The sequence below is a fragment of the Halobacillus sp. GSS1 genome (assembly GCF_017307035.1).
In the GTDB taxonomy this organism is placed as follows: domain Bacteria; phylum Bacillota; class Bacilli; order Bacillales; family Halobacillaceae; genus Halobacillus; species Halobacillus litoralis.
Genome location: NZ_JAFLHE010000017.1, coordinates 34671 through 49744 on the forward strand (window position 1 = coordinate 34671; position 15074 = coordinate 49744).

Here is a 15074-nt window from a genome sequence, read left to right on the forward strand (position 1 = left end):
GAGTGATGAAAATGTTAGGTACTGTATCAAAACGAGAAAGTCGTCAATCAGCCGTCCGGGGATCCGGGATCGTGAAAGGGTTACAAAAGGCTTCATTCGGTACGTTTTCTTTTATGGCGAACAAAGGAGTCTTCCACATGGTGCTGGCTTTATTATTAGGACGGGCTATCATTCTTTCGTCCATGGCCCCTTTTGGCGTAGCTTTTTTAGCGGTGATCTGGTGGCTAAAGCGTCCGCTTGTCATACCCGTCACAATCATGATGGCCGCCGGGGCTTCTACATACAGCTACGGTCACGCGGGTTTTATTGCAGGGGCGTCGATGACTTTTTTGCTCTTAAGTCTGGCATTGCGCAAAACAAGTCACCCCCAGAAATGGCTGCCGATGATTGCGCTGATGGCAAGCTTGATTCCGAGAACAGTGAGTCTCGCTTTACTGGATCGTTGGCAGCTCTACGAACTTACTTTGATGGTGGCAGAAGGAGTACTGGCTTTTATCCTTGTACTCATCTTTATGCAAAGCATCCCGCTTTTAACACCACAAAGATATCAACCGTCATTAACAAATGAAGAGATTGTTTGTTTAATCATATTATTAGCTTCTGTATTAACTGGAATGATCGGCTGGCAGGTACAGGGCGTTGCCGTCGTCGATATTTTTGCTCGCTATTTAGTTATTTTGATGGCTTATATTGCCGGGGCGGCAATTGGATCAACCGTCGGTGTGGTAACCGGTCTGGTTTTAAGCTTATCCAATATGGATCACATTTATCAAATGAGCCTGCTCGCTTTTTCAGGCTTATTAGGGGGGTTGCTAAAAGAAGGGAAAAAAGCCGGGGTGAGCGCTGGTCTCATTGTCGGTACTTTACTGATCGGTTTCTACGTGAGCAGTGGGGCTGATCTTCCATCTTCGTTGTGGGCTTCGGCCTGGGCAGTGGCTTTATTTATGTTGACTCCAAATTCCTGGGTCAAGCAATTATCCAGGTACGTTCCGGGGACGGATGAACATCATTCGGAACAGCAAAAATACTTACAAAAAGTGCGAGACGTCACGGCTGTCAGGGTCGGGAAGTTTTCGGACGTTTTTCAGGCTTTATCGAAAAGTTTTACTCATTTAGAGTCACCGAAGGAGGATAGCGGAGAAGCTGAGGAAGTGGACTATTTTTTAAGTCATGTCACGGAAAAAACCTGCCAATCATGTTTTAAGAAAGAAAAATGTTGGGTCAATCAATTCGACGACACCCATAACTTAATGACCGATCTTATGCATGAGTTGGATGAAAGAGGAGAGCCGAGCCGTGTCATGCGAAAGAATGTCGATCAGCATTGTGTGAAACCGCAAAAGTTGATTGACACGATGAATCATGAGCTATCTTTTTATCATGCGAATAAAGAATTGAAGCGCCAGGTGCATGAAAGCCGTAAGTTTGTAGCTGAACAGCTTCAGGGCGTCTCTGATGTTATGAATAATTTTGCAAAAGAAATTGTAAAAGAGCGGGAGCACCATGAACATAAAGAACAGGTGATCTACCATGCGCTTGAACGGATGGGGATGGTCATTCAAAAATTAGAAATCTATTCCTTGGATGCAGGAAACATGGATCTCGAATTAATTGTAGAGATTGATAATTATAGAGGGGAAGGAGCGAAAATTATTGCACCTGTCCTTTCGGATATTCTGGGAGAAACCATTGTTGTCACGATGGAAGAAATCTCTCCATATCCAAACGGAAGGTGTTATTTATCATTTGGATCAGCGAAACATTATTCGATTGAATCAGGAGTGGCGCATGCCGCTAAGGGGGGAGGGTTCGTTTCAGGGGACAGCTTTACAATGATGGAGCTTGGAAGGGGGAAATATGCATTAGCAATCAGTGATGGAATGGGTAACGGGGAACGTGCTCATGAGGAAAGTATGGAAACACTGAGACTGTTGAAACAGATTCTACAATCAGGTATCCAGGAATCTGTAGCCATTCAGTCGATCAATTCCATATTGTCTTTACGGACAAATGATGAAATTTTTTCAACGTTGGACTTAGCGGTGATTGACCTGCACCAGGCGACGTCCAAGTTCATTAAGGTCGGCAGCACGCCGAGCTATATAAAACGAGGAGATAAAATTTTCACCGTCGAGGCCGGAAACCTGCCGATGGGAATCATCCCGGATGTCGACGTGGATATGAGGAGTGAACAATTAAAAGCAGGAGATTTTCTGATTATGATGAGTGACGGTATTCTCGACGGGCCAAAGCAAATCGGAAATGTGGACATGTGGCTCAAACGTAAAATCAGGGAAATATCCGATGAAGATCCGCAAGCAATGGCTGATCTTTTACTAGAAGAGGTGATACGTACACAATCTGGCTCGATCGTAGATGATATGACGATTATCGTAGCGCGGATTGATCGTTATTTGCCGGAGTGGACATCGATTCCTTCGGTGAAAAAAGAGGCCTGAGTAAAGTATAGAATTCCTCCTTTTCGGCGATGATGGAAGCAACGAATCAGGAGGGATATGCACATGAAACCAGGCCGATTAAAGCAGATTCTTTTATTGACGGATGGATGCTCGAACCATGGAGAAGACCCTGTCGTCGTCGCAGCGCTCGCGAGGAATCAGGGGATAACGGTCAATGTGATTGGCGTTCTTGACGACCGGCAAAGTGGCAGGCCACAAGGGCTTGAAGAAGTAGAAGCGATTGCCGAAGCAGGTGGAGGCGTCAGTCAAATTGTATATCAGAAAAGTTTGTCCCAAACCGTGCAAATGGTGACGAGACAAGCCATGACCCAAACGATTCAAGGGGTCGTTAATAAAGAATTACAAGAGATTCTCGGCAAAAAACAAACCATTGAAGAACTTCCCCCGGAGCAGCGGGGAGAAGTGGTAGAAGTAATAGATGAACTCGGAGAGAACTGCGATCTTGAAGTCCTTGTGCTGGTGGATACAAGTGCAAGCATGCACCATAAGCTGCCGACCGTGAAGGATGCTCTTTTCGATTTGTCTCTTAGCTTGAATGCGCGATCAGGTTCAAACCAATTCAGTGTCTTTGCATTCCCGGATCCGAAAAAAACCATTACGAAAATGGTGGGGTGGACACCGGAATTGGGAGAAATACATGGGATCTTCTCCAAGTTGAATAGTGGAGGATACACGCCGACGGGCCCTGCTTTGAAAGAGGCGCTTTATGCGTTTGCAGGGAAACCTCTCGATGAGCGGTTGAGAAATGAGGAAGATCCATATGAAGAAACAGGTTTTTGACTTACCCCCTGGAGGTCGAGTAACCGGTAAATGGAGCGGTCGTACTTATACCATCATCAAAAAAGTAGGTGCTGGAGCCTGCGGAACTGTTTTTTTATGCCGTTCCCATCAAGGGGATACGTATGCCCTCAAACTTGGGGAAGATAGTTCCCGGATGATGTTGGAAGTGAATATGCTCAAAAAATTCAGTAAGGTCCAAGGGGTGAAACTTGGGCCTTCTTTTGTTGATGTTGACGATTGGGTGGATCGGTCAGGCCGCACATACCCTTTTTATGTCATGGAATATGTAGAAGGAAAACCTGTGACAGAATTTGTGAAAGGAAAGACGAAGGACTGGATTGCTATTCTGGCTATCCAATTACTCACGGACCTTGAGAACCTTCACAACGCGGGGTTTGTATTTGGTGACTTGAAGACGGATAACTTGTTGGTATCCGGTTCAAAAGTCCGCTGGATCGATGTGGGTGGAGTAACGGCTACAGGGCGTGCCATTAAAGAATACACGGAATTTTATGATCGCGGCTATTGGAACATGGGCTCCCGTAAAGCAGAGCCGACGTATGATTTATTTGCCGTCACGATGATCATGTTGGAAATGGGTCACCCGAAGAGGTTTGAAAAAGGGAATCATCCTCAAAAAACATTGGAAAATAAGCTGGCTTCATCGTCTGTCCTGAAACCCTATAAACGGGTGATTCAACAATGTTGGAAAGGAAATATACGAAATGCGACACAAATGAAAGACCACCTTTCCGGAGTGCTGATGAAACGCAAAAGCCCCCCTGATTCGTCCCGTCAGAGGCGGGTGCATAACAAAAGGATCGAGAATGGTGAACTAGCTACGTTAACGGTGGGTTCCGGCGTGTTTTTCGTGGTATCGATTGTGAGTTTCTTTTTCTAATCCGTCCTCCTTATGAGGGGGATCACAGAGAAGGGATCGTTTCCTTTACAAAAATAATGGGGAAATGGATGCTTATCTTTTGATGTACTTACGAATAGTGATACGATAGGTAGAGATATACAGACAGAGACAGGGGGAAAACACCTGATGGATCATGCTGTTCATACCTTTATCTCGAAACACCAAATGATCCAGCCGCAACAGACGCTGTTGGTCGCTGTCTCCGGTGGGCCGGATTCTGTCGCACTTTTGCATTTTCTGTGTACGATGAAAGACAAGCTGTCCCTTCGTTTGATCGCCCTTTCTGTCGATCATCAATTAAGAGGAGAGGAATCTCAAGCAGATCTTCGTTTTGTTGAAAACATGTGCGAAGAATGGGGAGTCGAATTTGTCGGAACTTCTGTGGATGTTCTTTCGTATAAGAAAGATAAGGGAACAGGCACACAGGAAGCGGCCAGGGAGTTGAGGTATGCTTTTTTTGAAGAGATGATGTATGCCTATGAAGCGGATGCTCTTGTTATGGGGCATCATGGTGACGACCAGGCAGAAACAATTTTAATGCAGCTTATGCGTAGTGCAAGCCCGGAAGCGGTTCAGGGGATGCCTGCCACAAGACGTTTTGCTTGTGGAAAGATTATTCGTCCATTCCTTATGGTCTCTAAAAATCAAATCGCCTCATACCTGCAAGATCATGCTTTAAAGGCGAGGATGGATCCATCCAATGAGGATACCGAATACACACGGAATGCGATCAGGCAGCATCTTTTGCCTTTTATGAAAGGCAGCAATCCGCAATTTCATAAGCATATGCAGGTATGGAGTGAGAGAGCGAGAGAAGAAAGGTCATACATAAATGAGCAGGCCCAAAGAGTCTTGGAAACTGTCCATTTTTCTTCAAATGTTGAGAAATTCGTACAATTATCAAAACAAACTTTCAAAACATTCCCGCTTGCTTTACAAAGGACAGCCTTTCATCTAATATTGAACTATCTGTATGTGAACCAAAACGAAGACATTTCTTACTTGCATGAAGAAATGTTCATGAACCTTTTAAATGATGAAAAACCGAATGCTTCCCTGGATTTTCCGGAAGGGTTGAAAATCATCCGTGCTTATGATGAGATCACCTTTTCTTTTCCTGGAGAACAGGAATGGAAAGGGTACTCCTACATTCTCGAAATAGGAGAGGATCTCCAACTACCTGATGAATCTGAAATCAGGGCGGATTGGTTCAGTGGCGACGGTACCGAAGATGCCTATACGTATCTATGTGATTCGCATCACGTAAAACTCCCCCTTGTCGTTCGCACAAGGCAGGAGGGAGATCGAATGCATCTGAGAGGGATGAACGGCTCGAAAAAAGTAAAAGATATTTTTATCGACCAAAAGATCCCGGCCCGTCTGCGCCCTACCTGGCCGATTGTTACAGATCAAGCAGGAAAGATTCTTTGGGTCGTCGGTTTAAAAAAAGGCGGGGAGCGTACCAGCCTTTCATCAGGTCCATGGCTTCGGTTACATTATAAAAACAAAGCAGACACGTAGGAGGAGCAATCATGCATAACGAAATTGAAAAGGTCTTGATTTCTGAAGAAGAAATTCAGGCAAAGTGCAAAGAGCTGGGAGCGGGACTTTCGAAAGAATATGAAGATCGTTTTCCTTTGGCGATCGGGGTACTGAAAGGCGCCCTTCCTTTCATGACTGATTTGCTGAAACGCATGGAAACTCATTTGGAAATGGATTTCATGGATGTTTCCAGCTATCACGGAGGTATGGAATCTTCAGGAGAAGTCAAGATTGTTAAAGACCTTGATACGAAGGTTGAGGGTCGGGACATTTTGATCATTGAAGATATTATCGACAGTGGTCGAACACTTGCCTATCTTGTCGACTTGTTCAAATATCGTAAAGCGAAGTCGATTAAAATCGTCACCCTGCTTGATAAACCGACGGGACGAAGCGCGGATATTAAAGCAGATACGGTCGGGTTCGAAGTTCCTGATGAATTTGTTGTCGGGTATGGTCTGGACTATGAAGAAAAGTATCGCAATCTTCCGTACGTCGGGGTCTTGAAGCCTGAGGTTTATGGAGGCTGAAAATCAACCTGTGATGGGAAGTTTGAAAGTATCTATGTCAAGGGTAATTAGTTGTGTCGGCCGTTTTTGGTATGGTAGTATTTACTATAGTTTTTCTCGTTTGGGAGGAGGTAGGCAATGAACCGGATCTTTCGTAATACCATATTTTACTTACTTATCTTCCTCGTGGTTATCGGCGTGGTCGGTCTATTCCGAGGTCAAGGTGATCCGCAAACAGAATATAATGTCAATGAATTCTACAATAAATTGAATAATGGTGAAATCCAGGAAATGACGATTCAGCCTGTCAATGGGGTGATTCGTGTAACTGGTCAAGAACAGGGAGCGGAAGAGGGCGAAACTTTCGTCGCACAACTTCCAGCTAATGATGAAGTCATTGCTCAAATCACACAGACCGCTCAAGAACAGAGTAATCTGACTGTTGAACAAGAAGAGCAGCCCAGCGCATGGGTGACTTTTCTAACGTCCATCATCCCGTTCGTCATTATCTTTATTTTGTTCTTCTTCTTGCTTAACCAGGCACAGGGCGGCGGAAGTCGCGTGATGAACTTTGGTAAGAGTAAGGCGAAGATGTATTCAGAAGAGAAGAAGAAAGTGCGTTTCAAAGATGTTGCCGGAGCAGATGAAGAGAAGCAGGAGCTTGTTGAGGTCGTTGACTTCCTTAAAGACCCTCGTAAATTCTCTGCGGTCGGTGCACGTATTCCTAAAGGTGTCTTATTAGTGGGGCCTCCAGGTACAGGTAAAACATTGCTTGCACGTGCCGTAGCTGGTGAAGCGGGAGTACCATTCTTCTCCATCAGTGGTTCGGACTTTGTGGAAATGTTCGTCGGTGTCGGTGCATCCCGTGTCCGTGACTTGTTTGAAAATGCGAAAAAGAATGCACCGGGAATCATCTTCATTGATGAAATTGATGCCGTAGGTCGTCAACGTGGCGCTGGTCTTGGCGGAGGCCATGATGAGCGTGAGCAGACATTGAACCAATTGCTTGTTGAAATGGATGGTTTCGGTGTCAATGAAGGAATCATTATTATCGCTGCAACCAACCGTCCGGATATCCTGGACCCGGCACTTCTACGTCCTGGTCGTTTTGACCGTCAAATTACAGTCGATCGCCCAGATGTTAAAGGCCGTGAAGCGGTACTTGCTGTACACGCGAAGAACAAGCCGCTTTCCGAGAATGTCGACTTGAAGACAATTGCGCTTCGTACACCAGGTTTCTCTGGTGCCGACTTGGAAAACTTATTGAACGAAGCTGCTCTAGTAGCTGCGCGTGGAGATAAGAAGAAAGTCGATATGGATGACGTTGATGAAGCAATCGACCGTGTAATTGCAGGGCCGGCGAAGAAGAGTCGTGTCATTTCTAAGAAAGAACGCGATATCGTTGCCCACCACGAAAGTGGACACACAGTAATCGGTATGGTGCTGGATGATGCCGATATGGTCCATAAAGTTACGATTGTTCCTCGTGGGCAGGCAGGTGGATATGCCGTCATGCTTCCTAAGGAAGATCGTTACTTCATGACGAAACCAGAATTGTTCGATAAGATTACAGGATTACTCGGTGGTCGTGTAGCTGAAGAAATCATCTTTGGTGAAGTAAGTACAGGAGCTCATAATGACTTCCAGCGTGCTACAAGTATCGCACGTAAAATGGTTACAGAGTATGGAATGAGTGAAAAGCTCGGTCCACTACAGTTCGGCTCTAATTCCGGTGGTCAGGTCTTCCTTGGACGTGACATCCAGAACGAACAGAATTACAGTGACCAGATTGCTTATGAAATCGATCAGGAAGTGAAGAACTTCATTCAGTACTGTTATGACCGTGCGAAAACGATCCTCACTGAAAATAAAGATAAGCTTGAGTTAATTGCGAAGACATTATTAGATGTCGAAACACTTGATGCAACTCAAATCCGTTCTCTATTTGATAAAGGTCGTCTTCCGACGGATGAAGAGCTTGAAGAAATCGCACGTGAACACAATGCGAAAATCAAGAACAACACGTCTTCCAACAATGAAGATGTCCGTGTGACCATTCAGTCCAAAGAAGATGAACAAGTAGAAGAGACAGAGACTCATGAAGAAACGAAGGAAGAAAAGAAAGATGAAGGTCCATCTGATTCAGAGGATCGTCGTTCTTAAAGGTTCATGAGCAAAGCCACATCAACCCTGAAACGGGAGGTGTGGCTTTTTCTGTGTCCTAGAAGAGCGAAACAGCAGGTTCTTGTGATATGATGGTAGCCGAAGGAAATGACACGGGAGGCTTCATGTATGAATTTTGTCCTTGATGTGGGAAATACCAATACTGTGTTAGGCGTATTTGAAAATGACTCTTTAAAGTATCAGTGGAGGATTAAAACCGATCGTCATAAAACAGAAGACGAGTTTGGAATGTTGATTAAATCACTCTTCGATCATGAAGGGTTGCGTTTTGAAGATATGGACGGCGTAATCATCTCGTCCGTTGTACCACCGATCATGTTTGCACTTGATCGTATGTCTCGTTATTATTTTAAAAAGCAGCCGATGATCATAGGTGAAGGAATGGTGGATCACGGATTGCCGATGAAATACCCAAACCCTAATGAGATCGGTGCCGATCGAGTGGTCAATGCGGTAGGGGCCATTGATGAGTATCCACTTCCTTTAGTGATCATCGACTTTGGAACAGCTACCACTTATTGTTATATTAATGCTGAAGGGGAATACCTTGGGGGTGCAATTGCCCCGGGGGTCAATATTTCGATGGAGGCTCTTTATGCAAAAGCAGCCAAACTACCAAAAATCGAAATTAAGAGTCCGGAACATGTGATTGGTCAAAGCACAGTGGAAGCCATGCAGTCCGGCGTTTACTATGGATATGTAGGTCAGGTCGATGAAGTTGTTCGTCGTATGAAAGAAACTTCCGAGCAGACACCGACAGTGATTGCTACCGGTGGTCTTGCCAATTTAATCGCCGGTCAATCAAGGACGATCGACCATGTCGATCCTTACTTGACGTTGAAAGGTCTTCATAAGATATATCAAAGGAACAAAGAGAAAAAAGCGTTTAAAGGAGAATGAACAGCATGTCAGATTATTTAGTGCGTGCCATAGGTTTCGACGGCCAGGTCAGAGCTTATGCCATTCAATCAACAGAAACAGTCGAAGAAGCAAGACGCAGACAAGACACATGGGCAACGACATCAGCAGCACTAGGACGGACGTTAACCATCAGCGGCATGATGGGTGCGATGCTCAAGGGTAATGATAAGCTCACAGTAAAGGTGGAAGGTGACGGTCCTGCCGGTGCCATTATCGCCGATGCTAACTCTAAAGGAGAAGTGCGCGGATATATCAAACACCCTCATGTTGATTTCGAATCGAATGCCCAAGGAAAACTGGATGTGGCACGAGCGGTTGGGACGTCAGGGACGTTGAGTATCGTCAAGGACCTGGGGATGAAAGATCACTTTACAGGTCAAGTCCCACTGGTGTCCGGTGAGATCAGTGAAGATTTCACCTATTATTTTGCAAACTCTGAGCAAGTGCCTTCAGCTGTCGGGGCTGGTGTGCTTGTAGATACGGATTACTCTATTCTTGCTGCTGGTGGATTTATTGTCCAAATGATGCCGGGAGCTGATGAAGAGACGACGAGCCAGATTGAAAAGAGACTATCAGAAATGCCTGCGATTTCTTCACTTGTACGCGACGGCAAAACCCCGGAAGAAATTCTGCACACAGTTCTTGGAGAGGAAAATGTGCGTATCCTGGACACGATGCCAGTCAAGTTCCAGTGCCACTGCTCACGGGAACGCGTGGAAATGGCCATTGCCAGTCTTGGGAATGAAGAAATCGAGCGAATGATTACCGAGGACCAGGGAGCAGAAGCGAAATGCCACTTCTGTAACGAAGATTACCAGTTCAGTGTGGAAGACCTTAAGGAACTGAAATCTGAAGGCGCGGATCCCACCTCATAAATGAATACGAAAACTGATATAATAAAAGGCGAAACCACGGTTTCGCCTTTTCCTTTAACGGTAACGAAGACATGATTGAAATGTTTGACAATTGTACGGTTATTAAGTACATTAGGTTTAAATCCTATTAAAATCCTTGGTTTTGGGAGTGAATGTATTGAGAATCGTAAATAACGTAAGCGAATTAGTTGGTCAAACTCCAATGGTCAAACTGAACGGAAGCGCCGATGAAGACAGTGCAGATGTTTACCTTAAACTGGAATACATGAACCCGGGTAGTTCCGTTAAAGACCGCATTGCTCTTTCCATGATTGAAGAAGCTGAGAAAGATGGTAGTCTCAAAGAGGGCGATACCATTGTAGAACCAACCAGCGGGAATACGGGAATTGGTTTGGCGATGATCGCAGCGGCCAAAGGTTATAAAGCCATACTTGTTATGCCGGATACGATGAGTCAGGAACGCCGTAACCTTCTGCGCGCTTATGGAGCAGAACTCGTTCTCACTCCAGGCAGTGAAGGGATGAAAGGTGCCATTAAAAAGGCTGCTGAACTTCAAGATCAGAAGGGTTATTTTATGCCTCAACAGTTCAACAATGAAGCCAACCCACTCATTCACGAAAAAACGACCGGACCGGAAATTGTCGAGCAGATGGGTGATCAACTGGATGCATTTGTTGCAGGTATCGGAACAGGTGGAACCATCACGGGTGCCGGTAAGGTGTTGAAAGAGAAGTACCCGGACATTAAAATTTATGCAATCGAGCCCGAAGAGTCACCAGTCTTATCTGGTGGAGACCCTGGTCCACATAAGATCCAGGGAATTGGGGCAGGTTTTGTGCCTGGTATTTTGAATACAGAAATCTATGATGAAGTGGTTAAGGTGACGAAGGAAGATTCATTCGAAGCTGCAAGGGAAGCCGCGAGAAAAGATGGTATTCTTGGAGGAATCTCTTCTGGATCAGCGATCCATGTGGCGAAGCAGGTGGCCAAAAAGCTAGGCAAAGGGAAGAAAGTTGTGGCAATCATCCCTAGTAACGGTGAGCGTTATCTATCTACTCCCCTTTATCAGTTTGACGAAGAATAACATTAGACGACTGCACCTCTATGGGGTGCAGTTTTTTTATTTATGTTTCCAATTGTGTACGTGTGATAGAAATTTTGAAATGATGTAAGATAGGGGAAGAGAATGATGGAAACGAGGGAAACCTATGAACACCAAATTAAGTACTTCTGAAAAAACGTTCGATTTTACAAAGGAAACTCTTGTGATGGGGATTCTTAATATTACACCTGATTCTTTTTCTGATGGAGGGCTCTATTTTGATCTCGATCACGCTGTAAAACAAGCGAAGATGATGGAGGAAGAAGGCGCACATATCATTGATATCGGAGGCGAATCCACTCGGCCCGGTCATCGTCCTGTAACGGTTGAGGAAGAACTGGCTCGGGTAATCCCTGCAATCCAGGCAGTCAAGAAGGCGGTTTCGCTTCCTATATCCATTGATACTTATAAAGCAGAAGTGGCTGAAAAGGCGGTTGCAGCAGGGGCATCGATAATCAATGATGTATGGGGAGCGATCAAAGAGCCTGCTATAGCTGACGTCGCTGCGCAGTATGGTGTACCGATCATCCTGACCCATAACCGGTCAGATAGAAATTATAAGTCTTTGTTGGATGACATGAAAAATGACCTCCGAAGAAGTATTAAGACAGCCAGGGAGGCGGGAGTTAAAGACGAGCATATCATTCTCGATCCGGGCATCGGGTTTGCGAAAACGCAAGCACAAAACTTGGAGGTCATGCGAAACTTGGCAGATTTGAAAGAACTCGGCTACCCGCTTTTACTAGGAACATCCAGGAAATCATTCATAGGTACAGCCCTGGACCTCCCGAAAGATGAAAGGATGGAAGGAACAGGGGCAACCGTCTGTTATGGAGTCGCGCAAGGCGTGGATATAGTGAGAGTTCATGATGTGAAGCCCATTGTACGTATGACAAAAATGATGGATGCTATGCTCGGAAAGGGTGAAGGAATTGGATAAGATATATGTAAATCAAATGGAGTTCTGGGGATACCATGGTCTCTTTCCAGAAGAAAATAAACTGGGGCAACGGTTCTATGTGGACCTTGAGCTTGAGTTGGACTTGAAGCCTGCAGCTGAATCCGACGACATGACAAAATCGATTGATTATGGTGCGATCTATGAGGTTACAAAAGAAGCCGTGGAAGGAAAACACCACAAACTCGTCGAAACAGTGGCAGAAAAACTCGCCAATGAACTTTTCAGTAAATTTCCGCTGTTAGAAGGGTGTCTCGTAAAAGTATATAAACCCGACCCTCCGATCCCGGGGCATTACAAATCGGTGGCGATAGAGATTTACCGGAGACGGGAAACATGAATAGCGCCTATATAGCCTTAGGGTCGAATATATCACCAAGGGAAGTATTTCTGAAAGATGCCATCTCTCTGCTGGAGGAGCACGAGAATATAACGGTCCGAAAAATGTCAGCAGTCTATGAAACCGCCCCAGTCGGTTACACCGAGCAAAACGACTTTTTAAATATGGCTATTCAAGTGGAAACAGATTTGTCCCCTTCCTTATTGTTGGAGTACTGCCAGGGTATTGAACAGGAACTGGGGAGGAAACGGGTGATAAAATGGGGACCGCGAACAATTGATCTCGATATATTGCTTTATAATCAGGAGAAAATGAAAACAGAGCAATTAACGATTCCGCATCCCCATATGCATGAACGGGCATTTGTGATGGTTCCTTTAGCGGACGTGGATGCTCAAGCTTTCCTCCCTCATTTGAAACAAACAGCGGGAGAAGTTCTAGGACTGCTTCCGTCAGAAGAAGTGAGAAGCATGAACAAGTGGGGAAGAATTTAGCGGACTCGTCCAAGGTTAAATAGACGATGACCAAGACATTTGTATTGAGGGGCTGTTGAAACCACCAGAGGAGTAAATGCAGGAATCGTTCCCCTTTCAACATTGACACGCACATAGTACTTTTTTATACTAAACGATAGTTAGATGCTGCCAGTCCCATGCTGGCAGTTTTTGTTATTGTAACGGTAAGTACTCAAAAAGAACAGGGAATGGAGTGAGAGCAATGACAGAAGAACTGAATGAACATATGCGGGTGCGTCGCGATAAGATGAATAATCACCGCGAACAGGGCATCGACCCTTTTGGTGACAAATTTGACCGCACAGATTACGCCCAAGATTTAATAGAGAAGTACGATCAATATACGAAAGAGGAGCTGGAGGAAAAGCAGTTCCCAACAACCATTGCTGGACGTATCATGACAAAGCGTGGAAAAGGAAAAGCAGGTTTTGCGCATATTCAGGACCTGACTGGCCAAATTCAACTGTATGTTCGTAAAGATGAAATTGGAGAGGAAGCTTACGACAATCTTTTCAAATCTGCTGATTTGGGAGATATCGTAGGAGTTTCCGGTGTGATGTTCAAAACGAACGTAGGAGAACTTTCCGTGAAAGCAGCGGAATATCAATTGCTTACGAAGTCTCTCCGTCCACTTCCTGAAAAATTCCATGGTTTGCAGGACGTCGAACAACGTTATCGTCAGCGTTATTTAGATCTTATTACGAACCCTGATAGCAGAGATACGTTTGTTCTGCGCAGTAAGATTATTCAGTCTATGCGCCGTTATCTGGATGGTTTAGGTTTCTTAGAAGTAGAAACTCCATTGATGCACGGGATTGCAGGTGGAGCTTCCGCCCGCCCGTTCATCACACACCACAATGCGCTGGACATGCAGTTGTATATGCGTATTGCTATTGAGCTCCACTTGAAGCGTTTGATTGTAGGTGGATTGGAAAAAGTATATGAAATCGGCCGTGTATTCCGTAACGAAGGAATCTCTACTCGTCACAACCCTGAGTTTACGATGATTGAGCTGTATGAAGCCTATGCTGATTATCATGACATCATGAACCTTACCGAAAACATGGTTGCACATATCGCTAAAGAGGTTCTCGGTACAACGAAAGTCTCCTACAATGAACAGGAAATTGATCTGGAACCAGAGTGGACACGTCTCCATATGGTAGATGCTATCAAAGAACACACAGGTGTAGACTTCTGGGAGCAGATGTCTGATGACCAAGCGAAAGAGCTTGCTAAAGAACATGGTATTGATATTAAAGATACGATGACATTTGGTCATATTGTAAATGAATTCTTTGAACAGCGCGTGGAAGAAAAGTTAATCCAGCCTACCTTTATTTATGGCCATCCAACAGAGATCTCTCCTCTCGCGAAGAAGAATCCAGAGGATGGAAGATTCACAGACCGATTTGAGTTGTTCATCGTTGGTCGTGAACACGCGAATGCTTTCTCTGAGTTGAATGACCCGATTGATCAAAGAGAACGATTCGAATCTCAGTTGAAAGAACGAGAAGAAGGAAATGATGAAGCTCATATGATGGATGAAGACTTCCTGGAAGCCCTTGAATATGGAATGCCTCCAACGGGTGGTTTGGGGATTGGAATCGATCGTCTAGTCATGTTGCTGACAGACTCGCCTTCTATTCGTGACGTCCTGCTGTTCCCGCAAATGAGAAATCGTGAATCATAAGTTTTCAATCCCTCTGGATTCTTCCAGAGGGATTGTGTTTTATCTGAAATCTTACTTAATGTGAAGGGTAATAATCTGAATTATCTTTTTATGAAAAACCTATTGCGTGGTTTTGGATGCCGTGATATATTATTACTTGTCGCATTAAGAGAGCGGCAAGCCGCAACGGCTTAACAAAATAAATCATAAAAAGTTGTTGACGAAAACAACTACACATGATATATTAATTAGGTCGCTGTTTTGAAGCGGCAAA

Annotated in this window: 13 protein-coding genes; all 13 read left to right on the top strand. The window is 44.8% G+C overall.

Annotation, left to right across the window (positions count from 1 at the left end; all coding sequences use genetic code 11):
- The first annotated feature begins 11 nt into the window (after positions 1 to 11).
- On the top strand, positions 12 to 2459 hold the full coding sequence (gene spoIIE / locus J0K78_RS18390) for a stage II sporulation protein E (RefSeq protein WP_206948373.1): 2448 nt from the start codon (positions 12 to 14) through the stop codon (positions 2457 to 2459).
- Positions 2460 to 2522: 63 nt separating this feature from the next.
- Entirely contained in the window at positions 2523 to 3260 is a 738-nt protein-coding gene (locus tag J0K78_RS18395; RefSeq protein ID WP_206948374.1) for a vWA domain-containing protein, read from the top strand.
- Complete coding sequence (locus J0K78_RS18400) at positions 3241 to 4161, top strand: protein kinase domain-containing protein (protein WP_206948375.1); 921 nt, start codon at positions 3241 to 3243, stop codon at positions 4159 to 4161. Before J0K78_RS18395 ends, J0K78_RS18400 begins: the two co-directional genes overlap by 20 nt.
- A gap of 147 nt (positions 4162 to 4308) precedes the next feature.
- Complete coding sequence (gene tilS / locus J0K78_RS18405) at positions 4309 to 5703, top strand: tRNA lysidine(34) synthetase TilS (RefSeq protein WP_206948376.1); 1395 nt, start codon at positions 4309 to 4311, stop codon at positions 5701 to 5703.
- A gap of 11 nt (positions 5704 to 5714) precedes the next feature.
- Positions 5715 to 6254, top strand: coding sequence for a hypoxanthine phosphoribosyltransferase (gene hpt, locus J0K78_RS18410; protein ID WP_206948377.1), 540 nt, complete (start codon positions 5715 to 5717; stop codon positions 6252 to 6254).
- 117 nt (positions 6255 to 6371) lie between these two features.
- The gene (gene ftsH / locus J0K78_RS18415) at positions 6372 to 8396 is read left to right on the top strand and encodes an ATP-dependent zinc metalloprotease FtsH (RefSeq protein WP_206948378.1); all 2025 of its coding nucleotides are present in this window, start codon (positions 6372 to 6374) and stop codon (positions 8394 to 8396) included.
- 129 nt (positions 8397 to 8525) lie between these two features.
- Positions 8526 to 9317 carry a type III pantothenate kinase gene (locus J0K78_RS18420; protein ID WP_160916779.1) on the top strand — a complete coding sequence of 264 codons (792 nt, stop codon included), beginning with the start codon at positions 8526 to 8528 and terminating at the stop codon, positions 9315 to 9317.
- 5 nt (positions 9318 to 9322) lie between these two features.
- Positions 9323 to 10213 carry an Hsp33 family molecular chaperone HslO gene (hslO, locus tag J0K78_RS18425; protein WP_206948379.1) on the top strand — a complete coding sequence of 297 codons (891 nt, stop codon included), beginning with the start codon at positions 9323 to 9325 and terminating at the stop codon, positions 10211 to 10213.
- A 157-nt stretch (positions 10214 to 10370) separates the two neighbouring features.
- Positions 10371 to 11297: a cysteine synthase A gene (gene cysK, locus J0K78_RS18430; RefSeq protein WP_206948380.1), complete on the top strand. Its 927-nt coding sequence runs from the start codon at positions 10371 to 10373 to the stop codon at positions 11295 to 11297.
- Between the two features lie 124 nt (positions 11298 to 11421).
- Positions 11422 to 12255, top strand: coding sequence for a dihydropteroate synthase (gene folP / locus J0K78_RS18435; RefSeq protein ID WP_206948381.1), 834 nt, complete (start codon positions 11422 to 11424; stop codon positions 12253 to 12255).
- Entirely contained in the window at positions 12248 to 12613 is a 366-nt protein-coding gene (gene folB, locus J0K78_RS18440) for a dihydroneopterin aldolase (RefSeq protein ID WP_160916771.1), read from the top strand. Before folP ends, folB begins: the two co-directional genes overlap by 8 nt.
- Positions 12610 to 13107, top strand: a complete 498-nt coding sequence (folK, locus tag J0K78_RS18445; protein ID WP_160916769.1) for a 2-amino-4-hydroxy-6-hydroxymethyldihydropteridine diphosphokinase — start codon at positions 12610 to 12612, stop codon at positions 13105 to 13107. Before folB ends, folK begins: the two co-directional genes overlap by 4 nt.
- A 223-nt stretch (positions 13108 to 13330) precedes the next feature.
- The gene (gene lysS / locus J0K78_RS18450) at positions 13331 to 14821 is read left to right on the top strand and encodes a lysine--tRNA ligase (RefSeq protein ID WP_160916767.1); all 1491 of its coding nucleotides are present in this window, start codon (positions 13331 to 13333) and stop codon (positions 14819 to 14821) included.
- Positions 14822 to 15074 lie beyond the last annotated feature (253 nt).

What these genes read in the sequence shown, in the direction of transcription:
- tilS (WP_206948376.1), top strand. Translation starts at nt 4,309, where the DNA reads ATGGATCATGCTGTTCATACCTTTATCTCGAAACACCAAATGATCCAG.
- spoIIE (WP_206948373.1), top strand. Translation starts at nt 12, where the DNA reads ATGTTAGGTACTGTATCAAAACGAGAAAGTCGTCAATCAGCCGTCCGG.
- hpt (WP_206948377.1), top strand. Translation starts at nt 5,715, where the DNA reads ATGCATAACGAAATTGAAAAGGTCTTGATTTCTGAAGAAGAAATTCAG.
- hslO (WP_206948379.1), top strand. Translation starts at nt 9,323, where the DNA reads ATGTCAGATTATTTAGTGCGTGCCATAGGTTTCGACGGCCAGGTCAGA.
- ftsH (WP_206948378.1), top strand. Translation starts at nt 6,372, where the DNA reads ATGAACCGGATCTTTCGTAATACCATATTTTACTTACTTATCTTCCTC.
- folP (WP_206948381.1), top strand. Translation starts at nt 11,422, where the DNA reads ATGAACACCAAATTAAGTACTTCTGAAAAAACGTTCGATTTTACAAAG.
- lysS (WP_160916767.1), top strand. Translation starts at nt 13,331, where the DNA reads ATGACAGAAGAACTGAATGAACATATGCGGGTGCGTCGCGATAAGATG.
- J0K78_RS18395 (WP_206948374.1), top strand. Translation starts at nt 2,523, where the DNA reads ATGAAACCAGGCCGATTAAAGCAGATTCTTTTATTGACGGATGGATGC.
- J0K78_RS18400 (WP_206948375.1), top strand. Translation starts at nt 3,241, where the DNA reads ATGAAGAAACAGGTTTTTGACTTACCCCCTGGAGGTCGAGTAACCGGT.
- J0K78_RS18420 (WP_160916779.1), top strand. Translation starts at nt 8,526, where the DNA reads ATGAATTTTGTCCTTGATGTGGGAAATACCAATACTGTGTTAGGCGTA.
- folK (WP_160916769.1), top strand. Translation starts at nt 12,610, where the DNA reads ATGAATAGCGCCTATATAGCCTTAGGGTCGAATATATCACCAAGGGAA.